This window comes from Streptomyces sp. NPDC101152 (assembly GCF_044768275.1).
Taxonomy (GTDB): domain Bacteria; phylum Actinomycetota; class Actinomycetes; order Streptomycetales; family Streptomycetaceae; genus Streptomyces.
On record NZ_JBIWPO010000027.1, the window covers coordinates 1 to 24,416 of the forward strand.

The 24,416-nt window shown below is 70.9% G+C and carries 18 protein-coding genes; 12 read left to right on the plus strand and 6 right to left on the minus strand.

Going from position 1 to position 24,416, the window contains the following annotated elements; genetic code table 11:
- Nucleotides 1-208: 208 nt before the first annotated feature.
- Complete coding sequence (locus tag ACIRVK_RS28895) at nt 209-436, plus strand: hypothetical protein (RefSeq protein ID WP_404252096.1); 228 nt, start codon at nt 209-211, stop codon at nt 434-436.
- Between the two features lie 27 nt (nt 437-463).
- Here the strand turns inward: ACIRVK_RS28895 and ACIRVK_RS28900 are convergent, their stop codons facing one another.
- Both ACIRVK_RS28900 and ACIRVK_RS28905 read right to left on the minus strand, forming a co-directional pair.
- Nucleotides 464-1,150 carry a 4'-phosphopantetheinyl transferase gene (locus ACIRVK_RS28900; RefSeq protein ID WP_404252098.1) on the minus strand — a complete coding sequence of 229 codons (687 nt, stop codon included), beginning with the start codon at nt 1,148-1,150 and terminating at the stop codon, nt 464-466.
- Nucleotides 1,147-2,007 (minus strand): metallophosphoesterase family protein, encoded by an 861-nt coding sequence (locus ACIRVK_RS28905; RefSeq protein WP_404252100.1) that lies wholly within the window; start codon nt 2,005-2,007, stop codon nt 1,147-1,149. The genes ACIRVK_RS28900 and ACIRVK_RS28905 overlap by 4 nt, the downstream gene beginning before the upstream one ends.
- Before the next feature lie 286 nt (nt 2,008-2,293).
- Here ACIRVK_RS28905 and ACIRVK_RS28910 point away from each other — a divergent pair, with 286 nt between their 5' ends.
- The 3 genes from ACIRVK_RS28910 to ACIRVK_RS28920 all read left to right on the plus strand — a co-directional run bounded on the left by ACIRVK_RS28910 (nt 2,294) and on the right by ACIRVK_RS28920 (nt 6,054).
- Nucleotides 2,294-3,418: an ATP-grasp domain-containing protein gene (locus ACIRVK_RS28910; protein WP_404252102.1), complete on the plus strand. Its 1,125-nt coding sequence runs from the start codon at nt 2,294-2,296 to the stop codon at nt 3,416-3,418.
- A 137-nt stretch (nt 3,419-3,555) separates the two neighbouring features.
- A complete protein-coding gene (locus tag ACIRVK_RS28915; RefSeq protein WP_404252104.1) occupies nt 3,556-5,244 on the plus strand; it encodes a carbohydrate binding domain-containing protein in 1,689 nt (562 codons plus the stop codon).
- A gap of 111 nt (nt 5,245-5,355) precedes the next feature.
- On the plus strand, nt 5,356-6,054 hold the full coding sequence (locus ACIRVK_RS28920) for a hypothetical protein (RefSeq protein WP_404252106.1): 699 nt from the start codon (nt 5,356-5,358) through the stop codon (nt 6,052-6,054).
- A gap of 7 nt (nt 6,055-6,061) precedes the next feature.
- On the opposite strand, the gene ACIRVK_RS28925 is transcribed toward ACIRVK_RS28920, so the two are convergent.
- The 4 genes from ACIRVK_RS28925 to ACIRVK_RS28940 are packed head-to-tail and all read right to left on the minus strand — an operon-like array spanning nt 6,062 to nt 12,506.
- Nucleotides 6,062-7,312, minus strand: coding sequence for an alpha-L-fucosidase (locus ACIRVK_RS28925; protein WP_404252108.1), 1,251 nt, complete (start codon nt 7,310-7,312; stop codon nt 6,062-6,064).
- 4 nt (nt 7,313-7,316) lie between these two features.
- Nucleotides 7,317-10,358 carry an alpha-mannosidase gene (locus tag ACIRVK_RS28930; protein ID WP_404252110.1) on the minus strand — a complete coding sequence of 1,014 codons (3,042 nt, stop codon included), beginning with the start codon at nt 10,356-10,358 and terminating at the stop codon, nt 7,317-7,319.
- A gap of 49 nt (nt 10,359-10,407) precedes the next feature.
- Nucleotides 10,408-11,745 carry a 6-phospho-beta-glucosidase gene (locus tag ACIRVK_RS28935; protein ID WP_404252112.1) on the minus strand — a complete coding sequence of 446 codons (1,338 nt, stop codon included), beginning with the start codon at nt 11,743-11,745 and terminating at the stop codon, nt 10,408-10,410.
- Nucleotides 11,742-12,506: a DeoR/GlpR family DNA-binding transcription regulator gene (locus ACIRVK_RS28940; RefSeq protein WP_404252276.1), complete on the minus strand. Its 765-nt coding sequence runs from the start codon at nt 12,504-12,506 to the stop codon at nt 11,742-11,744. Before ACIRVK_RS28940 ends, ACIRVK_RS28935 begins: the two co-directional genes overlap by 4 nt.
- A 128-nt stretch (nt 12,507-12,634) precedes the next feature.
- Between ACIRVK_RS28940 and ACIRVK_RS28945 the strand changes: the two genes are divergently transcribed.
- The 8 genes from ACIRVK_RS28945 to ACIRVK_RS28980 all read left to right on the plus strand — a co-directional run bounded on the left by ACIRVK_RS28945 (nt 12,635) and on the right by ACIRVK_RS28980 (nt 24,381).
- The gene (locus ACIRVK_RS28945; RefSeq protein WP_404252114.1) at nt 12,635-13,654 is read left to right on the plus strand and encodes a carbohydrate kinase family protein; all 1,020 of its coding nucleotides are present in this window, start codon (nt 12,635-12,637) and stop codon (nt 13,652-13,654) included.
- Between the two features lie 65 nt (nt 13,655-13,719).
- Nucleotides 13,720-14,997, plus strand: a complete 1,278-nt coding sequence (locus ACIRVK_RS28950; protein ID WP_404252116.1) for an extracellular solute-binding protein — start codon at nt 13,720-13,722, stop codon at nt 14,995-14,997.
- Nucleotides 14,998-15,121: 124 nt separating this feature from the next.
- Nucleotides 15,122-16,006 (plus strand): carbohydrate ABC transporter permease, encoded by an 885-nt coding sequence (locus ACIRVK_RS28955; RefSeq protein ID WP_404252278.1) that lies wholly within the window; start codon nt 15,122-15,124, stop codon nt 16,004-16,006.
- The gene (locus ACIRVK_RS28960) at nt 16,003-16,872 is read left to right on the plus strand and encodes a carbohydrate ABC transporter permease (protein WP_404252118.1); all 870 of its coding nucleotides are present in this window, start codon (nt 16,003-16,005) and stop codon (nt 16,870-16,872) included. The genes ACIRVK_RS28955 and ACIRVK_RS28960 overlap by 4 nt, the downstream gene beginning before the upstream one ends.
- A 26-nt stretch (nt 16,873-16,898) precedes the next feature.
- Nucleotides 16,899-17,840, plus strand: coding sequence for an alkaline phosphatase family protein (locus tag ACIRVK_RS28965; protein ID WP_404252120.1), 942 nt, complete (start codon nt 16,899-16,901; stop codon nt 17,838-17,840).
- Nucleotides 17,837-20,785 (plus strand): glycoside hydrolase family 2 TIM barrel-domain containing protein, encoded by a 2,949-nt coding sequence (locus ACIRVK_RS28970; protein ID WP_404252122.1) that lies wholly within the window; start codon nt 17,837-17,839, stop codon nt 20,783-20,785. Before ACIRVK_RS28965 ends, ACIRVK_RS28970 begins: the two co-directional genes overlap by 4 nt.
- Before the next feature lie 56 nt (nt 20,786-20,841).
- A complete protein-coding gene (locus ACIRVK_RS28975; protein WP_404252124.1) occupies nt 20,842-22,683 on the plus strand; it encodes a LamG-like jellyroll fold domain-containing protein in 1,842 nt (613 codons plus the stop codon).
- A 27-nt stretch (nt 22,684-22,710) separates the two neighbouring features.
- On the plus strand, nt 22,711-24,381 hold the full coding sequence (locus ACIRVK_RS28980) for a histidinol-phosphatase (RefSeq protein ID WP_404252126.1): 1,671 nt from the start codon (nt 22,711-22,713) through the stop codon (nt 24,379-24,381).
- Nucleotides 24,382-24,416 lie beyond the last annotated feature (35 nt).

Genomic DNA, 24,416 nt, shown 5'->3' on the forward strand with positions numbered 1-24,416 from the left:
CCAGGCTCGACCGGCACACCACCGATCACCCAGAAGAATCCTCCGCCGCCCCAGCCGCATGATCAACCCCCGAAGGACTTACGACGCAGACCACTAAGCGGGCGAAAGGAGCGGTGGCCGGGACCGATTGTCAGTGGTGGACGGCAAGCTGGAGTCAGGGCCCCGTGCGGGGCCGTGACCGAGGACGCCGACACGGGGAGAGCCGACGATGCCGACCGCCGTACTGACCGATCGTGAGCGCACCGCCGTCCAGGCCTATCTGCGGCTGCTGCACACCGTACGAGCCGCCTTCGACGGTCCTGGCGGCGCGGCCCGACCACCCCTCGTGCCGCCCTCGGTGCTGGCCGAGGCGGAGCAGGCGCTGGCGGCCGCGGGACTGTCGGGGAACGAGGAGCAGTTCTTCCGGTTGCTGCAGAACTGGTGCCCGGAGCCGTGACGCTCGCTCCGCCGCGCCCCGGCCCGCTCAGCCCGCGCTGTGCGGCACCGACACGGCCGTCGCCACCAGGTCCTGCGCGACGGTCCAGCGGCCCTCGAAGTGGCCGAGCCGCCGGTCGCCCACCAGGGGGCCGGGGACGAGGAGTTCGGCGCGGAGACCGCCCCGCAGCCGCTCTCCGGGGTCGACGAAGACCTCGATGTCGGCCTCGGCGAAGTCCAGCCAGCGCCGGGTGAGCGGGAACCACGCCTTGTAGACGGACTCCTTGGCGCTGAACAGGAGCCGGTCCCAGTGGACTTCGGGGCGCTCGCCGGCCAGCCGGCGCAGCCGCTCCGCCTCCGCGGGCAGGGCCACGGCGTCGAGGACGCCGTCGGGGAGGGGCGCGTGGGGTTCGGCGTCGATGCCGAGGGAGGCCAGATCGGTGGCGCGGACCAGGGCGGCGGCGCAGTAGCCGTCGCAGTGGGTCATGCTGCCCGCCAGGCCGGGCGGCCAGTCGGGGGCGCCGCGTTCGCCGGGCAGCAGGGGCCTCGGGGGCACGCCGAGCTTCTCCATGGCGCGGCGGGCACAGGCGCGCACGAGGGCGAACTCGCGGCGCCGCTTGGCCACGGCCTGGGCGACGACCGCCGCCTCCTCGGGGTACAGCGGCGCGGGCTCGGTGCCGTCGTCGCCGTGCACCTCCACGACGACCGCCTCGTGCGGCAGCAGTTCCTCGATCACCCGGTTCGGCCCTCTCTCGGCAGGATGCGGCGCAGGCGGCCCGGGGGCTCGGGCCGCTTGCGCCACTCGCGGGGGTAGCCGACGGACACCTCCTCGAAGCGGACGCCCTCGTGCCAGGTGGTCCGCGGGATGTGCAGATGGCCGTAGACCATGGTCTCGACGCGGTGGCGGCGGTGCCAGTCGGCGGTCAGTTCCGTACCGCACCACATGGCGAACTCGGGGTGCCACAGGACGTCGCAGGGGTGCCGGTCGAGGGGGTAGTGGTTGACGAGGACGGTGGGCAGGTCGGAGGGGAGCGCGTCGAGCCGGCGTTCGGTCTCGGCGACCCTGGCCCGGCACCAGGCCTCGCGGGTCGGGTAGGGGTCGGGGTGCAGCAGGAACTCGTCGTTGCAGACGATCTCGGTGCCGTGCGCGTACGCGAGCCCCTGCGCCTTGGTGGTGCAGCCGGCCGGCAGGAACGAGTAGTCGTAGAGGAGGAAGAGCGGGGCGACGGCCACGGGGCCTCCGAAGCCGTCCCAGACGGGGTACGGGTCTTCGGGTGTCGTCACTCCCAGGTCGCGGCACATCTCGACGAGGTGCTCGTAGCGGGCGACGCCGCGCAGGGTGACGGGGTCCTTGGGGTGGGTCCACAGCTCGTGGTTGCCCGGCGTCCAGACCACCTTGGCGAAGCGGCTCGCCAGGGTCTTCAGGGCCCAGCGGACGTCGGCCACGGTCTCCGCGACGTCACCGGCGACGAGCAGCCAGTCCTCGTTGGTCCCGGGGCGCATCTCCTCGACCAGGGCGCGGTTCTCGGGGTATCCGATGTGCAGGTCACTGATGGCCAGCAGCTGCCCGGCACCACCGGCCGTCGACGTCACCTCGCGCCCCCTCCGTACACCCGCGTTCCTGGACAGGACCACGACAACACATACCCGGCGCCCGGACAAGGCGGCACCGGGGACCGCGGTCGTCCGGGGGCGACTCGGCCGGCGGGCGAATCCGTAACACGTACGTTGCACGCGCGGCCCCGCGGAGGCCGTATGATCGCCCCACCACCACCGCCATGGACTCCCTTCGCAAGGGGCGGTTTGGTGACCCTCCAACTCCCCTGCCCGGGCACGGGCTGCTCAGCCCTGCCCGCGAACCGTGAAAGGACGGCCCTGCATGGTCTCTCGCGTACGCGTCTGGCTCAACCGCACGTACGCGGAGAACGTGTTCTTCATGGATCAGCTGCGGCGAAATCCCAGCGATCGCGCGGTCGAGATCCATGCGACGCACGGGGACGCGGACTCTCCGGTGCTGGCCGCCGCCGACACGGCCGACCTGGAGCCGGAGGGCCTGTCCCCGGCCGGGTACGTGGAGTACGCCCTCGACCAGTGCGCCCGGCGGAACATCGACGTGTTCGTGCCGCGGTTGCACCAGTCGGCGATCGTGGCGCACCGCGCGGACTTCGAGGCGGTCGGTACGGCACTGCTGGCGCCGCCGCCGGAGGGCGTCGCGGTGTTCGAGGACAAGGTGACCGCCTACGAGGCCGTGCAGGCGATCGGGGTGCCGGTGCCGTCGTGGTGGCGGGTCCGGACGGCGGACGAACTGCTCGCCGCGGTCGAGGAGTTGGAGGCCGACGGGCACAAGGCGTGCTTCAAGCCGGCGTCCGGTGCGGGCGGGGTGGGCTTCCGGATCGTGACCCGGAAGCCGTTCTCGATGGCGCAGCTCACCGGGTTCCCGAGCCCGTACGTCTCGCTCGATCTGGTGATGGCGGCCCTCATGCAGGCCGACGAGCCGGTCGACTGGATCGTGATGCCGAGGCTCGAGCAGCCGGAGGTGTCGGTGGACTGCCTCACCGGGCCCGACAACCGGGTGCGGCTGGCCATCGGCCGCACCAAGAACGGGCGACGGCGCGGCTTCACCCTGCACGAGCAGTGGCTGGAGCCGGCGCGGCGGATCGCGGAGGGGTTCGGTCTGCACTATCTGTCCAACATCCAGTTCCGGATGTTCGGTGACCGTCCCGTGCTGATGGACGTCAACACGCGACCCGCGGGCGGGTTGCACCAGCTCTCGCTGTGCGGGGTCAACGCGCCTTGGGCGGCCGTGCAGTTGGCGCTCGGCGAGGACCCCGGCGAGATGACGCCTCCGTTCCTCGGGCAGGACTACACGGTGGTGTCCGGGCCGCGCCCCTTGCGAGCAGTCTCCCTGCCGGCGCAGCGCGTGGAGGAGACCGAGCCCCTGCTGCCGGTGGTGCCCGCACCCGTGGCGGCGGTCGAGGCCACGGCGGAGGCACTGCCGCTCTAACGCGCCGGACCCGTCAGCGGTATGGACCAATTCTGTTGTTCTCCTTGACAGCGGGATTGGTCCATACCAACTTGGTTGCGCACCCCTCTGCAGTTCTCTCTGCACTCCCGAACACCCCCATTCCTCAGGGAGATCGCGTGCGCAACACACTCGGGCGTCACAGACGCCGCATCCTCGCGCTTGTCGGTTCCGCCGCCCTCGCGCTCGCCGGGGCCATCGCCCTTCCCGGCACCGCACAGGCGGCCAACATCCTGACCAACCCCGGCTTCGAGTCGGGGAGTGTGTCCCCCTGGACCTGCACCGGCAACCTCGGCTCGGTCGTGTCCTCTCCCGTGCACGGCGGCTCCAAGGCCCTGCAGGGGGCGGTGACGGACAGCGACGACGCGCAGTGCAGCCAGACCGTGTCCGTCCAGCCCAACACGACGTACTCGCTGAGCGGTTGGGTCCGGGGCTCGTACGTCTACCTCGGCGTCGACGGCGGCGCGTCGACCTGGACCACCTCCCCCTCGGCGTACAGCCAGCTCTCCGTCTCCTTCACCACCGGTGCCTCGCAGACCAGCGCGACGATCTACGTCCACGGCTGGTACGCGCAGGGTGCCTACTACGCCGACGACATCAGCCTCGACGGGCCCGGTGGCGGCGGGGGCGGCTCGGACACCCAGCCGCCCACCGCGCCGACCGGTCTCACCTCCACCGGCAAGACCTCGTCCAGCGTGTCGCTGTCGTGGAACGCCTCGACGGACAACGTCGGAGTGACGGCGTACGACATCTACAGCGGCTCGAACAACGTGCTCAGTGTCTCCGGCACGTCCGCGACCGTCAGCGGCCTCTCGCCCAGCACCTCGTACACCTTCACGGTGAAGGCGCGGGACGCGGCCGGGAACGTGTCGGGGGCCTCCAACGCCGTGAGTGTCACGACGGACGCCGGGTCCGGCGGCGGCAGCGGGTTCAAGCAGGCCGCCCCTTACCTGTACGAGGGCTGGGGCGATCCGCCGAGCCCCAGCACGGTGATGAGCGCGACCGGCATCAAGTGGTTCACCATGGCCTTCGTGCTGGACTCCGGCGGCTGCACGCCGGCCTGGGACGGCAGCCGGCCGCTGACCGGGGGCGCCGACCAGAGCGCGATCAACGCGATCCGTTCGGCGGGCGGTGACATCGTGCCGTCGTTCGGCGGCTGGCAGGGCAGCAAGCTCGGCGCGAACTGCTCCTCCGCGAGCGCCCTCGCCGGCGCGCTCCAGAAGGTGATCGACGCCTACGGTCTCAAGGCGGTCGACATGGACATCGAGAACACCGACGAGTCCGAGAACGAGGCCGTGCAGGCGCGGATCCTGACCGCGCTGAAGACCGTCAAGGCCAACAACCCCGGCCTGCGGACGATCGTCACCTTCGGGACGTCCACCACCGGGCCGACGTACTACGGCAACCGGCTCATCGAGCAGGCCCAGTCGCTCGGCGCGAACATCGACGTCTTCACGATCATGCCGTTCGACTTCGGCGGCGGCTCGGACATGTACGGCAACACCGTGAACGCGGCGGAGGGACTGAAGGCCAAGCTGAAGTCGACGTTCGGCTGGGACGACGCGACCGCCTACGCCCACATCGGCATCTCCGGCATGAACGGTCTGTCCGACCAGCAGGAGAACACGACCCCGGCGATCTGGACCCAGATCAAGGACTGGGCCAACAGCCACCACATCGCACGGCTCGCCTTCTGGTCGGTCAACCGTGACCGGCCGTGCCCGGGTGGCGGCGTGGTGAGCAACTGCTCCGGGATCAGCCAGAACAACTGGCAGTTCACCTCGACCACGGCCGGCTTCACGGGCTGACGGCGGCCGGAAGAAGGGCTGGCGCGCGGGCCCCCGCGACGGGAAGAATCTTGTCCCGCCGCGGGGGCCACCCCGTGGTTCGAGGTGACGCGAATCGGGGGCGGCACAGGCGTGAAGAAGAGGACCGCGGCCGTCTGGTGCCTGTTGCTCCTCCTCGCACCCGGCCTCGCCGCCTGCGGAGGCGGCGCCATGAGCGCGGGTCCGGGGCTGGGCCAGGCCGACTTGCGCGCCTCGATCGTCAACGACCGCAAACAGCTCTTCGACGGGTCGCTGACCTACACCCCGGACGTCTCGATGCCGGTCGGCGGACACCTGACCTACGACGTCGTCCTCACCGCGCGCGGTGAGAAGTCCTCACACCGCGCCCTGCGGGCCGCCCTGGCGACCCGTGCCTTTCGCGTCGGCGGATGGCAGGGCGCCGGCCTGTCCTCGGACAACCCGGCGGTGAAGGTGTCGATGGAGACCACCGAGCAGCAGGCCATCGCCGAGCCAGGGGAATCCGCGTACTGGAAGTGGAGCGTCGCGGCCGACGAGCCGGGCGACTACGACCTGTACCTCACCGTCATCACGTACCAGGGCAGGACGAACCGTGCCCTGGAGACCCTCGACCCGCCGATAGACGTCCGTCTGACCGTGCGCGACACCTGGTCGCACCGCTTGGCCTCGATGCAGAACTGGCTGTTCACGGCGGCGGGCATCGCGGGCGCCCTGGTGGGCCTCTACGCGCTCCGGACTCCCCTGGCCGATCTCGTACGAGGACGGCGGGAAGCCAGGAGGCAGCGCAACGAGAGCCGCGACGGCTACTTGTGAGGGGGCGTCAGAAACGCCCCGACCCCCGGTACAGCTCCAGCTCCCCCTCCAACTCGACGGCCAGCACGGTGGCGTAGGGGTCGAGGTCCGTCTCCGCCGGCGGGTCGATCCACAGAACGCCGACCGCGTCGTGCAGACCGCCGACCACCCGGTGGCCCAGTTCGGTGCCGGTGCCGACAACGGTGACCTTGCGGACCGCCGTCGACAGGCCCCGGACGCCGATCTCCGCGCGCGGGACGTCGAACAGGGTGAGGTAGAGGGTGCGCCGGTCGGCGGAGAGGGTGCTCGGGCCGTAGTGGTGCCCGGCCGGCAGGCCCCGCACCGTCCCGTACACCGCCTCCGCGTGCTTGCGGATCCACTTCCCCAGGCCCTCCAGCCGCTCGACCTGCGGCTGCGGGATGCTGCCGTCCTCCATGGGGCCGACGTCGAGCAGCAGGTTGCCGCCTGCGCCGATGGTCTCGGTGAAGTAGCGGATCAGCTGGGCGAGCGACTTGTGGTTGTGGTCGTGATGCTGGTACCCCCACGAGTCGTTGATCGTCAGGCACAGCTCCCAGGGGCCGTCCGGCGGCACGATCGGGGCGCCCTGCTCCGGCGTCGCGTAGTCGCCCTCGCTGAGCATGCGGGCGTTGAAGACGACGTGCGGCACGTACGACCGGATGAGCGCGGCGAGTTCGGGGATGCGCCACTGCTCCTCGCTGCGGTCCCACTCGCCGTCGAACCACATCAGGTCGGGGCGGAAGCGGGAGGCGAGCTCCGTGATCTGGCCGTCGCGGTAGGCGATGAACCTCTCCCAGGCCTCCGGGTCCTCGTCCTCGGCCGCCACCTCGGAGTAGCGGTTGTCCTCCTGCTCCGGCGGGCGGCCCGGCTTGCGCGTGGAGGCGTAGTCGGGGTGGTTCCAGTCGGAGTGGGAGTAGTAGAGGCCGACCTTGAGGCCCTTCTCGCGCAGGGCGTCGGCGTAGGGACCGATGTAGTCCCTGCCGAGGTTGAGGTCGCCGTACGCGGTGTCCCACAGGGCCACCCCGTCGTGGTGACGGCTGGTGAGCACCGCGTACCTGGCCCCGGCGCGGGCGAACAGGTCCGCCCACGCCCTCGGGTCGTACTTGGCTCCGGTGAACCGGTCCAGCTGGGACATGTACTGCTCGTGCGGCACGATGTCGTCGTAGAACGACCAGGACTCCTGGACGCCGTCGACGGCGTAGATGCCCCAGTGCACGAAGATGCCCAACTTGGCGTCGGTGAACCACGGTTGCATGGCCATCGGTTCAGCTCCTGCGCAGCCGGAGCGTCAGGATCTGGAAGGGGCGCAGGGTGACCGGGACGCCGCCGTCAACGACTTCCGCGTCCTCCAGGGGCCGCTCCAGCAGGTCGGTGACCTGGGCGCCGGTGAGCGGGAAGCCGGTGCGCAGGACGCCGGTCGCGCGGCCGCCGCGGGACTCGTAGAGCCGTACGACCACGTCACCGGACTCGTCGTCGGCGAACTTCACGGCCTCGACGGTGACGCCCTCGCCGGCCACGGAGACGACCGGCTGCGGTGCGCCCGCCGAATCGGCCACGCGCAGCGGGAGGTTGAGGGCGTAGCCCTCGGCCACCGCGTCGTCGATGCTCGCGCCGGGCAGCAGCGAGTAGGTGAGGCGGTGCCGGCCCTGGTCGGCGCCCGGGTCCGGGATGCGCGGGGCGCGGACCAGGCTGAGGCGGACCGTGGTGGTCGTACCGCCGTCCTCGCGGACCGTGCGGGAGACGTCGTGGCCGTAGGTGGAGTCGTTGATGACGGCGACGCCGTAGCCGGGCTCGGCGAGGTGCACCCAGCGGTGGCCGGAGACCTCGAAACGGGCCGATTCCCAGCTGGTGTTGGTGTGCGTGGGCCGCTGGATGTGGCCGAACTGGATCTCCGCGGAGGAGTGCGAGGCGCGGATGTCGATGGGGAAGCCGGCCTTGAGGAACTTCTCCGCCTCGTGCCAGTCGATGTCCGTCTCGAAGTCGATCCGGGGGCTGCCGGCGCGCAGTGTGATCGTCTGGGTGATCTTCGAGCCCTTGCCGAAGGAGCGCGTGACGCGGATCGAACCGAGCAGCGGGTCCTCGTCGACGATCTCCACGGAGTCGGTGTCCAGCAGGTCCGTGTAGCGGTTCTTGTAGTGCTTGTCGACGTCCCAGGCGTCCCAGTAGTTGGGCAGGTCGGTGTGCAGCCGCAGCAGGTTGCCCGCCTCGGCCAGGACCTCACGGTTGGCCCGCAGGTCGAGGACGGAGGAGAGCGTGCCGTCCTCGGCGACCTCGACCCGCACCAGGCCGTTGTCGAGCACCCGGCCGTCGACCGTGACGGGAGCCGGGGGTTCGACCACCGCGACCTCCGCGCTGCCGTTCGCCGGGACCTCGACGTACGTCGGCACGCCCGTCGCCGTGCGGATGACCTCGGCGCGGTCGAACGGGCTGGTGTTGAACACCCGGGTGCCGCCCGCGCCCAGCGCGGCCACGGCCTCGGCGGTCAGCGCCTCCAGCTCCTCGGCGACCCGCGCGTACTCGGCCTCCGCCTCGCGGTGCACCCAGGCGATGGACGAGCCCGGCAGGATGTCGTGGAACTGGTGCAGCAGCACCGTCTTCCACAGGCGGTCCAGCTTCTCGTACGGGTAGGCGTAGCCCGGCGCGTGCAGCGCGGCCGTCGTCGCCCAGAGCTCGGCCTCGCGCAGCCGGTGTTCGGAGCGGCGGTTGCCCTGCTTGGTGCGGGCCTGGGAGGTGTAGGTGGCGCGGTGCAGCTCCAGGTAGAGCTCGCCGACCCAGACGGGGGCGTCCGGGTACTCCTCGCGGGCCTTGGCGAAGAACTCGTCCGGGTGCTCGACGACGACCTTGGGCGAGCCCTCCAGGTCGGCGAGCCGGCGCGCCCGCTCCATGATCTCGCGGGTGGGGCCGCCGCCGCCGTCGCCCCAGCCGAAGGGCGCGAGGGAGCGGGTGCCGTTGCCCTTCTCGGCGTAGTTGCGGACCGCGCGGGACATCTCCTCGCCGCTGAAGCGGGCGTTGTAGGTGTCGACGGGCGGGAAGTGGGTGAAGATGCGGGTGCCGTCGATGCCCTCCCACCAGAAGGTGTGGTGGGGGAAGGTGTTGGTCTGGTTCCAGGAGATCTTCTGGGTGAGGAACCACTCGTTGCCGGCGAGCTTGGCGAGCTGCGGGTAGGCCGCGTTGTAGCCGAAGGAGTCGGGCAGCCAGACGCCCTTGGTCTCGATGCCGAAGTGCTCGATGAAGAACCGCTTGCCGTGGACGAGCTGGCGGGCGATGGCCTCGCCGCCGGGCAGGTTGCCGTCGGACTCGACCCACATGCCGCCGACCGGCGCCCACTGGCCCTTCTTCACGGACTCCTGGATGCGGGCCCAGACCTTCGGGTAGTTGTCACGCACCCACTCGTACTGCTGGGCCTGCGAGCAGGCGAAGACGAACTCCTCGTACTCGTCGGCCAGCGAGGTGACGTTGGAGAAGGTGCGGGAGGTCTTGCGCTTGGTCTCGCGGATGGGCCACAGCCACGCCGAGTCGATGTGCGCGTGGCCGACGCCGGAGACGATGTGGGCGCTGGCGTTGGCGGGCTTGGCCAGCACGGGCCTCAGGGCCTCGCGGACGGCGGTGGCCGAGCCGGAGACGTCGTCCAGGTCCAGCAGGTCGAGGGCGCGGTCGAGAGCGTGCAGGATCTCGTGCCGGCGCGGGTCGTGCTCGCCGAGCTCCGCCATCAGCTCGCGCAGCACCTGCAGGTCGAGGTCGAGGTGCCAGACCTCCTCGTCGAGGACGGCGATGTCGGCACGCTTGAAGGTGTACAGCGGCTTGTCGCCGGCGGTGAGGACGTCGCCGAGGGGGGTGGGCTCGGAGAAGTTGTTGGCCAGGATGTCCGGGTTGGAGGCCGCCTCGACCAGGTAGTCGATCTGCTCGCCGCCGGTCGCGGGGTTGGCGATCGCCACGTACTGGTTGAGCGGGTTGACGGCCTTGAGCGGGGTGCCGTCGGTGAGGTGGACGAGGGCCTCGGCCTGGTTGCCGGGCCAGTCGCCGACGAAGCCGAGGTCGATGACGGCCTCGACGCGCTTCCCGGCGAACTCCGCTGGCACCTGTCCGCGCATCCGGAACCAGGTGGTACCCCACGGCGGGCCCCAGGGGGTGCCCATGGCGAAGGGGGCGTACGGCGCTGCCGCGGCCTCCTCGAAGGAGACCGGCTCGCCGGGGGCCTGCCAGGCCTCCACCTTGAAGGGGACGGTGGCCGCGTAGATCGCGGGCTTGATGCGCTGGGTGTGGAGGCGCTCGGCGCGCTCTTCGATCCGGCGGCGTTCGTCGTGCATGAAAGTCTCCAAGAAGAGGGCGGAGGGGAAAGCGCTTTCCGCCGGGAGCTTACTTCAGGTAGTCGAGGCCAGGATGAACGGCCGTGTAGCCCTCCACCAGCCGTCGGGCCACATTCACGGAGTCGACCAGCGGGTGCAGCGCGAAGGCCTTCACCGCCGTCGCGCGCGACCGGGACTCGGCGGCGGCGAGCACCTCGCGCTCGACGGCCTTGACCGCGCAGACCAGGCCGGAGGCGTGGTCGGGCAGCGGGGCGACCGACACCGGGTGCGCACCGTTGGCGTCGACCAGGCACGGCACCTCGATGACCGCCTCGCGGTCGAGGACCGAGAGCGTGGTGCGGTTGCGGACGTTGAGGATCAGGGTGGTGCGTTCGTCGCGGGCGATGGCCCGCATCAGGGCGAGGGCGACCTTCTCGTAGCCGCCGGAGAGGTCGTCGAGCTCGCGCTCGCCGGCGCCCGCGGTCTCCCGGTTCTCGGCCATGTACGTCGCCTCGCGCTCGGCCCGGGTGCGGTCCCAGGCGGCGAGGGCCTGGGCGCCGGGGTCGCGCATCTCCTCGTAGAAGCGGGCCTGCTGGTCGCGCAGGAAGGCGCCGCGGGTCTTCTCGGCCTGCTGGTAGGCGCGGACGGCCTCGCGGTTGAAGTAGTAGTAGTGCAGGTACTCGTTCGGGATCGCGCCGAGGGACTGGAGCCAGTCGGTGCCGAAGAGCTTGCCCTCCTCGAAGGAGCCGAGCAGGTCGGGGTCGGCGAGCAGCCGGGGCAGTTCGTCGCGGCCGGCGATGTGCAGGCCGCGGACCCAGCCGAGGTGGTTGAGGCCGACGTAGTCGATCCAGGCCTCCTTCGGGTCGGCGCCGAGCACGCGGGCGATGCGGCGGCCGAGGCCGACCGGCGAGTCGCAGATGCCGATGACGCGGTCGCCGAGGTGGCGGGACATGGCCTCGGTGACCAGACCGGCCGGGTTGGTGAAGTTGATGACCCAGGCCTCGGGCGCGAGCCGGGCCACGCGCCGGGCGATGTCCACGGCGACCGGGACGGTCCTGAGGCCGTAGGCGATGCCGCCCGCGCCGACCGTCTCCTGGCCGAGGACGCCCTCCGCGAGGGCCACCCGCTCGTCGTTCGCGCGCCCCTCCAGGCCGCCGACGCGGATCGCGGAGAACACGAAGTCGGCGCCGCGCAGGGCCTCGTCGAGGTCGGTCGTCGCGGTCACCGCGGGGGCGTCCTCGGCACGGACGGCCTGCTCGGCGAGGACCCGGGTCACCGCGGAGAGCCGGCCGGCGTCCAGGTCGTGCAGCACGACCTCGGTGACCCTGCCCTCGCCGCGGTCGCCCAGGAGGGCGCCGTACACGAGCGGTACGCGGAACCCGCCGCCGCCCAGAATCGTCAGCTTCACTCTTGTACCTTTCCTGCCACGACCACTTCGACGCCCGCCTCCTCGAGAAAGGAGCGGGTCGCCGGGTCGGCCGTGGCGTTCGTGACCACCACGTCCAGGTCCTCGGGACCACAGACCTTCGCCATGCCCGTACCCGGGAACTTGGCGGCGTCGGCGAGCAGGACGACCTTGTCACTGGCCTTGATCATGGCCCGCTTCACCGGCACCTCGACGACCGTCGTGTCCATCACCTGCCCACCGGGGCGTACTCCACTGGTGCCCAGGAAGAGCCAGTCCGCATGCAGCTGGCGCAGGTTGTCCTCGGTGAGGAAGCCGACCAGGGAGCGGTACTCGCGCCGGACCATGCCGCCGAGCAGCACCAGTTCGATGCCCTCGTCGTCGGCGAGCTCCTCGTAGACCACCAGGTTGCTGGTGATCACGGTGAGCCGGCGGCCGTGCAGCTGGCGGGCCAGCCGGAAGGCGGTGGTGCCGATGTCGAGCAGCACGGACTGGCCGTCGGCGATCATGGCCGCGGCCCGCTCGGCTATGGCGTCCTTCTCGGCCACGCGCACCTCGGCGACCTCGGCGAAGGGCTGGTCGCCCTCCTCCACGACGGCGCCGCCGTGCACACGGGTGAGCAGCCCGTCCTCCTCGAGCTTGACCAGGTCGCGCCTGATCGTGGCGGGGCTCACGCCCAGCTGCTCGGAGAGATCGGTCACGGACGCGGGACCACCGGAGCGCAGGGCCCGCAGGATGAGTTGGTGTCGTCGTTCTGCCAGCACGGCGTGCACACTACTCGTCATCTTCAATCAAATCCATGCTCAGTTCTGCTCGGGTATTGACCAATCCCGTGGATCAGCGCACGATTCCCGTCATCGAAATTGACGAGTTTTGACGAGAGGCTCATCCCGTGGACGACGACAGGCCCGATGTGCTGCTGACCGGGCTGCTCTTCTACGACCTCGTCCTCACCGGGCTCGGCAAGCCGCCGACGCCGGGCGAGGAGATCTGGACGGCCGGCATGGGCTGCGGCCCCGGCGGCATCGCGAACCTCGCGGTGGCCGCGTCCCGCTTCGGCCTGCGCACCTCCCTCGCCACGGTCTTCGGCGACGACTTCTACGGCGAGTACTGCCGGGACGTGCTGTGCGACCAGGAGGACATCGACCTCTCGCTCTCCCGCACCGCGGACGGCTGGGCCACCCCGGTCACCGTCTCACTGGCGGCCGGCCACGACCGCGCCCTCGTCACCCACGGCCAGGAGCCGCCGTACTCGCAGGACGTGCTGATGGGCGACCCGCCCGAGGCGCGCACCGCCCTCGTGCACCTCGAGGCCGAGCCCCGCGAGTGGCTCGCCAAGGCCGCCGCGAACGGCACACAGATCTTCGCCGACGTCGGCTGGGACCCCACCCAGGAGTGGTCGAAGGACCTCCTGGAGCAGCTGGCCCTGTGCCACGCCTTCGTCCCGAACGAGGTGGAGGCGATGGCCTACACCCGCACCGACAGCGCGGTCGCCGCGCTCGGCACCCTGTCCGAGCTGGTGCCGGTGGCGGTCGTCACCCGCGGCGGGGACGGCGCGGTGGCCGCCGACCAGATCACCGGCGAGTACGCGGAGGTCCCGGCCCTCGCGGTGGACGTCCTGGACGCGACGGGCGCCGGTGACGTCTTCGGCGCGAGCTTCGTCGCGGCCTCGCTCGGCGGCTGGCCGCTGGAGGAACGCCTGCGCTTCGCCGTCCTCGCGGCCGGCCTGTCCGTCCAGCAGCACGGCGGCGCCCTCGCGGCACCCGGCTGGTACGGCGTCGACCGCTGGTGGCGCTCCCTGACCGACCCCGGACTCCGGCGCGCGTACGGCTTCCTGGCCGACCGCCTCCCGGTGGACGTCGGCCCGCCGGTGCGCCACGCACCGGTCACCCCGCCCGCACGGCAGCACTGACCCGCACCACGCCCCCACTGCCCAACGCCCCTCAGCACCACGAACAGGAACAACAGGAGTGACCCGTGGACCTTTCTCGTAGAGGCTTCCTCCAGGCCGCCGCGCTGACCGCGGCCGCGTCCGGACTGACCGTCGCCTGCGGCGGCAGCTCGGGGTCGGGCGGCACCAAGAACGGCAAGAACCTCACCCTGTGGTACTGGGGCGGAGCGCTCAGCGACAAGGTGGTGGCGGAGGCGAAGACCCACTTCAGCAGCGCGGTCACGCTGACCACCGCCTCCATCGGCGGCGACTTCAAGCAGAAGCTGACCACCACGCTCGCCGCGGGCACCTCCGTGCCGGACATCACCGGCATCAAGGGCGAGGACATCGCGTCCTTCCTGCCCAACGGCAACCGCTTCCTGGACCTGAACGACCTGGGCTTCAAGAGCATCTCGTCCCAGTACCTGGACTGGAAGACCAAGCTCGCCCAGACCAAGGACGGCAAGCAGATCGGCTTCCCGATCGACATCGGCCCCACCGCCCTCTTCTACCGCGAGGACTTCTTCGCCAAGGCCGGGGTGCCCACCGACCCCGCCAAGGTCGCCGCGCTGGTCAAGACCTGGGAGGACTACTTCCAGCTCGGCACCGAGCTGCAGAAGAAGAACCCCGGCACCTACCTGGTCAACAACATCGGCTCCATGTTCGACATGACCGTCGGCCAGGGCACGCAGCGGTTCATCGACAAGAACAACCACTTCATCGGCGACCAGGACCACATCCGCGCCGCATGGACCACGTCGGTGCGCCCCTACACCCTCGGCCTCGACGCCAAGATCAACGACAACACCTGGAACGCCGCCATCGGCAAGACCCTCCTCACCGAGCTCGGCGCGGCCTGGCACGCGCTGGACATCGAGCAGGCCGCGCCGCAGACCAAGGGCAAGTGGCGGGTGTGCGCGATGCCCGTCGGGCCGGCCAACCAGGGCGGCTCCTACCTGGCGCTGCCCAAGCAGTGCCGCAACCCGGAAGAGGCGTTCAAGATCATCAGCTGGATCCTCAGCCCCGCCAACGACGCCCGCGGCTTCACCGACGCCGCCATCTTCCCCGCCGCCCCGGCCGCCTACACGATGCCGGCCATGACGGGCCCCGACGCCTTCTTCGGCGGACAGAAGATCATCGACGTCTTCGGGCCGGCCGCCAAGGCCGTGCCGGTCGGGTACGAGGCCCCGGCCGACGCCGCCGTCATGGCCCCCTACAAGACGGAACTGACCAACATCGAGGCCAAGGGCAAGAAGCCCGACGACGCCTGGAAGGACGCGGTCAGCCAGGCCAAGCAGATCGCCCGGCGGCAGGGGGTGAACTGAGGTGACGTCCCCTCCGGTCACCGGTCCCGCCACGGTGCCCCGGCACCGTGGCGGGCCGGGCCCGGCCCGGTTCCGCCCACGGCGCGCCACGCCCGCGGGCACCGTTCGGCCCAAGCGGCGCGGGCTGCTGTCGTACTGGCGGCAGTACCTGGCGATCTCGCCGTTCTACCTGATCTTCGCCGCGTTCTCCTTCTTCCCGGTCTTCTACTCGCTCTACCTTGCCTTCCAGCGCTGGGACGGCATGGGCACCATGCAGTTCGTCGGACTGCAGCAGTTCAAGTTCCTGTGGGACGACCCGGTCTTCTGGCTGTCGATCCGCAACACCCTGGTGATCTGGGTGCTGTCCACCGTGCCGACCCTGTTCGGCGCCCTGATGCTGGCGACGCTGCTGCACTCGGTGCGCCGCTTCAAGGGCTTCTACCGCATCGCGCTGTACGTGCCTAACGTGACCTCGATCGTCGCCGTGGCGATCTTCTTCGGCGCGGTGTTCAGCAACAACTTCGGTCTGGTCAACGCCATCCTGGGCGTGGTCGGCATCTCGCCGGTTCCGTGGCTGAGCAACCCGTGGCTGATCAAGGTGGTCATCTCGCTGCTGATGACCTGGCAGTGGACCGGCTACAACATGATCATCTATCTGGCCGGCCTGCAGGCGATCCCGAACTCGATCTACGAGGCGGCGAAGATGGACGGTGCGGGCCCGATCCGCACGTTCTTCCAGATCACGATCCCGATCATGCGGCCGATCATCCTGTTCACGGTCATCATCTCGACCATCAACGGCCTGCAGAGCTTCAGCGAACCGCAGGTCCTGTTCGCCAACAACGCCGCCAACGCCAACCTCGGCGGCCCGGGCCAGGCGGGTCTGACCACGCTCCTGTACTTCTACCAGTCGGCCTTCCTCAACAACGACTACGGCTACGGCGCGGCCATCGTGTGGGCCTTCTTCGTACTGATCATCGTCCTCGTCGCCGTCAACTGGCGCATCACCACGCGAGGGAGGAAACCATGACGGCTGTGGACACCGCACGGCCGGCCACTGGCGGCAGGCGGCTGCGCCGCCCCAAGGGCCTGACGGCGCACATCATCCTCATCGTGGCCGTCCTGATCTCGGTCTTCCCGTTCGCGTGGACGATCATCATGGCGACCAACACCACGCAGGACATCTACAAGAGCCCGCCGAAGTTCACCTTCGGCTCCCATCTGCTGGAGAACATCCGGCATGTGCTGAACACCATCGATTTCTTCGGGTCGATGTTCAACACGGTGATGGTCGCGACCGTCACCACCGTCCTGGTGCTGTTCATCGACTCCCTGGCGGCCTTCACCTTCGCCAAGTTCGACTTCCCCGGGCGCAAACTGCTCTTCGGTACGTTGCTGCTGTTCATGATGCTGCCGTTGCAGCTGGCGATCCTGCCGCAGTTCATCCTCATGTCGAAGATCGGCTGGGTCGGGATGCTCAAGGCGCTGGCCCTGCCCTCCCTCGCCAACGCCTTCGGCATCTTCTGGTTGCACCAGTACATCCAGAACGGCGTTCCCGACGAACTCCTCGACGCCGCGCGCATCGACGGCGCCGGGTTCTTCCGTCAGTACTGGAACATCGCACTGCCGATGATCAGGCCCGCGCTGTCGTTCCTCGCCATCTACGCCTTCGTCAACTGCTGGAACGACTACATCTGGCCGCTCGTCGTGCTCACCAACCCCGGGCACGTGACCCTCCAGGTGGAGCTCGCCCAGCTCAACGTCGGCCACACCACCGACTACAGCATGGTCATGGCCGGTGTGCTGATGGCGGCGCTCCCGCTGGTCGTCGTCTTCAGCATCTTCGCCCGCGGCTTCATCGCGGGCGCCACCGAGGGAGCCGTACAGGGCGCCTGACCCGGGTCAGGAGAGAGGGGCGGGCCGTGACGTACGGAGGTCGGCCGGGGCGCGGCAAGGTGCTCGTCGTCGGCATGGACGGGCTGCGCTACGACCGGCTGATCCGCTCCCCCGCCGCGGCACCGGTGCTGCACGGCCTGATGGCGGCGGGCGCCCACGGCACCAGCCTGCTGCCCTACGGCGAGGCGGACGGCCAGGCCGAGGGCGGGCCCTGGTCCAGCATGGCCTACACCGACTCCGGGCCCGGCTGGTCGAGCGTGCTGACCGGGGTGTGGCCGGACCGGCACGGGGTGAGCGGCAACGACTTCGCCGGTGCCGACTACGCCCGGCACCCCGACTTCCTCACGCTCGCCGCCACCAGGCGGGCCGGTCTGCGCACCGCGGCCGCGGTGTCCTGGCCGGAACTCGTCCGCCGCGGCACTCTCGGCCCGGCCATCGGCCGGCGGGTGCGCTTCGACGGCGAGAGCGACGGCTACGGCACCGCGGACCGCCTCGTGGCCCGTACCGCCGTGCGCTGGCTCACCCAGGACGAGCCGGACGCCCTGTTCGTCTACTTCGGCGCCACCGACGAGGCAGCCCACGCCACCGGCCCCTTCAGTCCCGCCTACGACCAGGCGCTGCTCACCCAGGACACCCATCTCGGCTGGCTGCTCGCGGCCATCGAGGCCCGGCACCTGGACCCCGCCCGTTCGCAGGAGCGCTGGACCGTGCTGGTCACCACGGACCACGGGCACCTCGACGCCGGTGGCCACGGCGGAGTCACGCGGGCCGAGCGCGAGGTGTTCGTCGTCCTCGCCGAACCCGGCATGCCCGGCGGCACCCGGCTCGACTCACCCCGCCTGATCGACATCGCCCCCACCGTCCTGGACCGGCTCGGCGTCCCCGTCGACCCCGCCTGGGGTCTGCAGGGCCGGCCTCTCGCCGGTCCCCTCTCACTCACTTCACCCCCGACTTCGGAACGGTCATGACCGACGCACACCGCGGCCCCCGCCCCGCCGATCCCCTCACCGCCCTGCGCCCCTGGGAGGCCCCCGAACTGACCTCCTGGGGGCGTCTGCCGATGAACGCCGTCGACCGGCGCCCCGGAGCCCTCTCCCTGGACGGCGACTGGCGTTTCCAGTTGCTGCCCGCTCCGGACGCGCCGGTCGGCGGTCCCTGGTCCGCGGCCCAGGTCCCCGGCGCCTGGACCCTGCAGGGCACCGACGACCTGCCGCAGTACACCAACGTCCGGATGCCGTTCCCCGACTTCCCGCCCGGCTCCCCCGAGGCCAACCCGACGGGCGTGTACGAGCGGGAGGTGGACGTGCCCGCCGAGTGGGCCGGACACCGGATCGTGCTCCAGGTGGGCGCCGCCGAGAGCGTGCTCCTCGTGCATGTGGACGGGCGGCCCGTCGGCGTCTCCAAGGACTCCCACCTCGCCGCCGAGTTCGACCTGAGCGGGGTGGTGCGGCCCGGCGGACGGTCGGTCGTACGGCTGACCGTGGTCAAGTGGTCGGACGCCTCGCACATCGAGGACCAGGACCAGTGGTGGCACGGGGGCGTGACCCGGTCGGTGCTGCTGTACGCGACCGACCCGCTGCACCTGACCGACGTGACCGTGCGGGCCGCCCGCGACGGCGAACTGCGCGTCGACTGCCGGGTGCGCGACGCGCGCGGCGCGCTGTCCGACGGCTGGTACGTCAGTGGCGAACTCGACGGTCAGCTCCTCACGCAGGACCGCGAGTTCGACCGCGTCAACGTCGAGGACGACCGGGTCTCCGACTTCCTCGGCGAGGCCCGCATCCAGACCGTCGTCCCCGACGTCCGCACCTGGAACGCCGAGACGCCCGAGCTGTACGACCTGACCGTCCGCCTGCACCGCCCGGACGGCACGGTCGCCGACACCTCCCGCCACCGCGTCGGCTTCCGTGACGTCGAGATCACCGGCCGGGACCTCCTCGTCAACGGCGAGCGCGTGTACATCCGGGGCGTGAACCGGCACGACTTCCACCCGCTGACCGGCAGGACCCTCTCGTACGACGACATGCGCGCGGACCTCGTCCTGCTGAAGCGCTTCGGCTTCAACGCGATCCGCACCTCCCACTATCCGAACGACCCCGCGCTCTACGACCTCGCCGACGAACTCGGCTTCTACGTCGTGGACGAGGCGGACATCGAGTCCCACGACCACGCCCACGAGATCGCCGACGACCCGCGCTATCTGAACGCCTTCGTGGACCGGGTCTCGCGCATGGTCCTGCGCGACAAGAACCACCCGTCGATCATCATCTGGTCCCTGGGCAACGAGTCCGACTACGGCGCCAACCACGACGCGGCGGCCGGCTGGCTCCGGCGGCACGACCCGACCCGCCCGATCCAGTACGAGGGCGCCGCGAAGCTCGACTGGGCGGCCACCGACGACTGCTCCGACATCGCCTGCCCCATGTACGCCCCGCTGGAGGACTGCGTCGCCCACGCCCTGTCGGGCCGGCAGACCAGGCCGCTGATCCAGTGCGAGTACTCCCACGCGATGGGCAACAGCAACGGCACGCTCGCGGACCATTGGGCGGCCATCGAGTCCACGCCAGGACTTCAGGGCGGGTTCATCTGGGAGTTCTGGGACCACGGCATCCTCCAGTGTGTGAACGACGGCAGACCTGCCGGGCGTGGGGGCGCCGGGCTGTATGACAACGGTGTCGCCGCGCCCGGCCACCGCTGGGCGTACGGCGGCGACTTCGGCGAGACCATCCACGACGGCGCGTTCATCGCCGACGGCGTGGTCTTCCCGGACCGCGCCCCGAAGCCCTCCCTGTACGAACACCGGGAGATCGCGGCGCCGGTGCGCATCGAGTGCCGCCGGCACGAGGGCGTCATCCTCGGCAACCACCAGCACTTCCGCGGCCTGGACTGGCTGACCGGCACCTGGGAGCTGTCCCTGGCCGACGGCCGCACGCTGACCGCGCCCGCCGACCTGCCGGAGCTGCGGCCCGGCGAGACGGCGGCCGTGCCGCTGCCCTTCGAGGTGCCGCGCGACAGAGGTGAGGCCTGGCTGACGCTGCGGGTGAGCGTGGCCGAGGACCAGCCGTGGGCGCCGGCCGGCACCGAGCTGTGCGTGCCGCAGATCCGGCTGCACGGGCCCGAGGCGGCCGAGGACACCGTCGTGGAGCGTGACGTCCCTCTCGACGGCGAGGGCCTGCTGGTCCACCCCCTGCTCGGCAGCGCCCCGGTCCTCTCGCTGTGGCGGGCGCCCACCGACAACGACGAGCTGGGCGGCATGGCGCAGCGCTGGCGGACCTGGGGGCTCGACGCCCTGGTCCGCAAGGTCCTGTCGGTACGGCAGGACGGCGGCGGCCGGGTGACCGTGGACGCCGAGTACGCCGGCACCGTCGGGGTGGTGCGGCACCGGCAGGTGTTCACCCCGGTCGAGGGCGGGGTCCGGGTCGACGAGGAGGCCAAGCTTCCGGCGGAGTTCGACGACGTGGCCCGGGTCGGGTCGGTCTTCGAGACGAGACCGGGCCTGGAGCTGCTGGAGTGGTTCGGGCAGGGGCCCTGGGAGTCCTATCCCGACCGGAGCTTCGGGGCGCCGGTCGGCCACCACTCCGTCCGCGTGGACGACCTGTTCACCCCTTACCTGCGTCCGCAGGAGAGCGGCGGCCGGCACGGTGTACGGCGCTTCACGCTGTCGGCGCCGGACGCGACCGGCCTCGCCGTCGTACTGGACGAGCCGCGCCAGGTCACCGTCACCCGCTACCGCGCCGCGGATCTGACGGCGGCCCGTCACCACGACGAGCTGGTCCCGCGCCCCGGCTGCGTGGTGCACATCGACGCGGCGCACCGGGGTCTTGGCACGGCCTCGTGCGGCCCCGACACCTTCCCCGAGTACCGCGTCCCCGCAGGCGTCCACCGCTGGAGCTGGACCCTGCGCGTTCTGTAGAACTCCCCGTTCCTCCGCCCCCCTTACGGACTTCTGCCACCTCTTACGGAGCACACGTGTGTACTTCGCATGACCACAACCAGGGTGAGGCCGCGCAGGCCGGAGCCGGAAGACGCAGCTTCCTGCGGGCCACCGCCCTGCTCGGCGCCGCCGCCACGGCCGCCGTCGGACTGCCCGCCGTGGCCGAGGCCGCCGAGACCTCCGCGCGGGGCAGGTGGCGGCCGGACACCGAGAGCCGCCGGTTCACGCTCGCGGTGATGCCCGACACGCAGTACCTCTTCGACGGGCCCAGCATCGACAAGGCGCCGGTCGAGGCCTCCCTGCGCTATCTGATGGAGCAGGGCGACGAGTCCGGCGAGAACATCGTCTTCCTGTCCCACCTCGGCGACCTCACCCAGAACGGCGCCCAGCCCGAGTTCGCCGCGATCAGCGAGGCGTTCGGGCTGCTGGACCGCAAGGGCGTCGGTTACAGCGTCCTGGCCGGCAACCACGACGTGCGGTCCTCCACGGACGACCAGCGCGGCTCCACGCCGTACCTGGACGCATTCGGCCCGCAGCGGTTCAAGGGCCACAGGACGTTCGGCGGGGCGTCCGACGGCGGCTACAACACCTACCACCTGTTCCGGGCGGCCGGGCGGGAGTGGCTGGTGCTCGCGCTGGACTGGCGGCTGTCGGCGAAGGGGTACGCCTGGGCGAAGGACGTCCTGGCCAGGCACCCGAAGACGCCGGTCGTCCTGACCACGCACGAACTCGTCGTCCAGGACGACCAGTTGTCGGACTACGGCCAGCAGCTCTGGGACCAGCTGATCGCCGACCACGACCAGATCTTCCTCACCCTGAACGGCCACTACTGGCCCGCCGGGCGCGCGATCCGCAAGAACGCGGCCGGCCACGAGGTGCACCTGCACCTGACGAACTACCAGAACCGCTACTTCGGCGGCGCGGCGATGATCCGCCTCTACCGCTTCGACCTGGACCGGAACGTCATCGACGTGGAGACGGTCTCGCCGTGGATCCTCGGCCGGGCCGCAAAGGGGCTCAACGAGCTGGAGCGGCAGGAGATCGAACTCAGCGGCGACGCCGACCGGTTCTCCGTCGACATCGACTTCGCGGACCGCTTCTCCGGCTTCGACCCGGTCCCGGCCCGGCCGGCACGGCCCGCGTCGAAGCTGCTGATACCGGGCACGGTCGCCTACTGGCGCTTCGACGGGCCCGTCTCCGGCACCGTCCGGGACCTGTCCGGGCGCGGCAACGACCTCGGCCTGGTCACGGTGGGCGGCGGCTCGCTCGGCTGGTCCGCCGACCACCACCCCGACCAGCCCGGCCACGGCAGCCTGGAGTTCCAGGGCTACAAGTCGCCTCTGAAGGGCTCGTACCTGAGGACGGTCGACGGCGCCCCGCTCAACTCGGCCACGTTCAAGGACGGTTACACCATCGAGGCGTTCTACCGCCTGCCCGCCGACTGGGACCCGGACCACAACGCCTGGTCGGGCATCGTCAGCCGGACCGGTACGGGCGGCGCGGCCGGCAAGACCGGCGACGACCCCGACGAGCCGCTGGCCACCCTCTCCCTCTCCAACGACCGCGAGCCCCAGTGGGCCATGCGGCCGCTCAACCAGGAGGGCATCGCCACCAACTGGGGCCAGGAGACGCCGCTGGAGACCTGGTGGCACCTCGCGGTCGTCAACGACGGCCGGCACACCACGCTGTACGTCGAGGGCTGCCCGGTGGTCCGCAACCCCAGGGCCGCCGCGATCGGCATCACCTCCGTCGGACTGCCCTGGCTGCTCGGCGGCTACGAGTACGCCGGCAAGATCGACCAGATCCTGCACGGCCGCCTCGGCGACGTCCGGATCGTCGCGCGGGCGCTGCCCGTCACCTCCTTCATGACCCACTGACGCCCGCGAAGAGGACTGCGAGAGACCATGACCGAGCAGCAGCTGCCCTCCTGGGCCGATCCCGCCGTCTCCCCCGCCGACCTCGACGCCCAGGGCGTGTCCAGGCGCCAACTCCTGTGCCGCGCAGGTCTGTTCGGCGCCGCTTTCGCCCTCGGGTCGGCCGCGGCGCCGGCGTTCGCCTCCCCGCACCACGGTTTCGGCGGCGAGGACCCGCGCCTGGCGTACCTCGTCGGCGACCACCACGTGCACTCCGTCTACAGCCACGACGCCAAGTACACGTTCAGCCAGCAGGCGCAGGCCGCCGCCACGTACGGCCTGGACTGGATGGTGTTCAACGAGCACTCCAACTTCGGGCACGCCGACTACGGCGCGAAGCTGGAGCACGCCGAGATCCTCAAGGCCCGTGCGCAGAACCCGCGTCAGCTCATCTTCCAGGGCCTGGAGTGGTACATCCCGGCCGCCGAGCACTGCACGGTGTTCGCGGCGCCCGGACCGCACGAGACGGACCTGCTCACCCGGTTCGAGCTCGCCTACGACGGCAAGCTGCTCGGCTACACCGACGGCTCCGCCACGGGCGCGGACACCGCCCGCAACGAGGCGCACGCCGTCAAGGGCATCAAGTGGCTGGCGGAGCAGCGCCGTTCGGGTTACGTCGACGACGTCCTGGTGCTCGCCAACCACCCCCTGCGCCTGGGCATCGACTCCCCGCACGAGATGCGCAACTGGCGGGACGCGGCCCCCGAGATCGTGATCGGCATGGAGGGCGCGCCCGGGGCCCAGGGTGCCGCGCTCCCCGGCTGGCGGAGTGCCACCTCCATCCGCGGCGAGTACGAGAACAAGCCGTCGGCGCAGTCCTGGGCGGGCTACCCGGCGGACGCGTACCTCACGTACGGCGGTTTCGACTGGGCGACGGCGACGGTCGGCGGTCTGTGGGACTCGATGCTGGCCGAGGGCCGCCTGTTCACCATCACCACCAACTCCGACAACCACCGCACGGTCTTCGACACCTGGAAGAACGGCGAGTGGCCGGCCGGGCAGAACTTCGACAACACCGGCAAGCTGCCCGACCCGGTGAACACCGACACCCCGCAGCCCGGCAGCGACTTCTGGCCCGGCGAGTTCAGCCGCACCCACGTCGGCGTGACCCGCTACGGCTACCGTGCCGTGATGGCGGGCCTGCGCGCGGGCCGGGTCTGGCTCGACCACGGGCATCTGCTCGACGGGCTGGACGTCCGGCTGAAGCGGGACTGCGACGCGGGCCGGGGCGCCACGCTGGGCGGTCGGCTGCGCGTCCGCAAGGGCGAGCGGCTCACCCTGTACGTGACCGTGGCGACCGCCTCCCGGGCCAACCCGCAGGGGATCCTGCCCCGGTTGGCGCACGTCGACGTGATCCGGGGTGCGGTGCGCGGCCCGGTGAGCGACCCGGACACCTGGCAGGCGCCGGACACGAAGGTCGTCGAGACGAGGGACGTCTCGGGCCGCAAGGGGACGTACACCCTGCGGATCCCGCTGACCGCCGGGGACGAGTCCTTCTACGTCCGGCTGCGCGGCAGCGACGGCAACCGGCACGGCGCGGGCTACCTGGGCGCGTCCATCGACCCGCACGGGCCGATCCCGCACGAGCCCGGCGACGGTGACCCGTGGGCGGACACCTGGTTCTACTCGAACCCGGTCTTCGTGGACGTGGCGGGTGCCTGAGCGGCACTGATCGATGACGTCGTACCGTGGGCCGC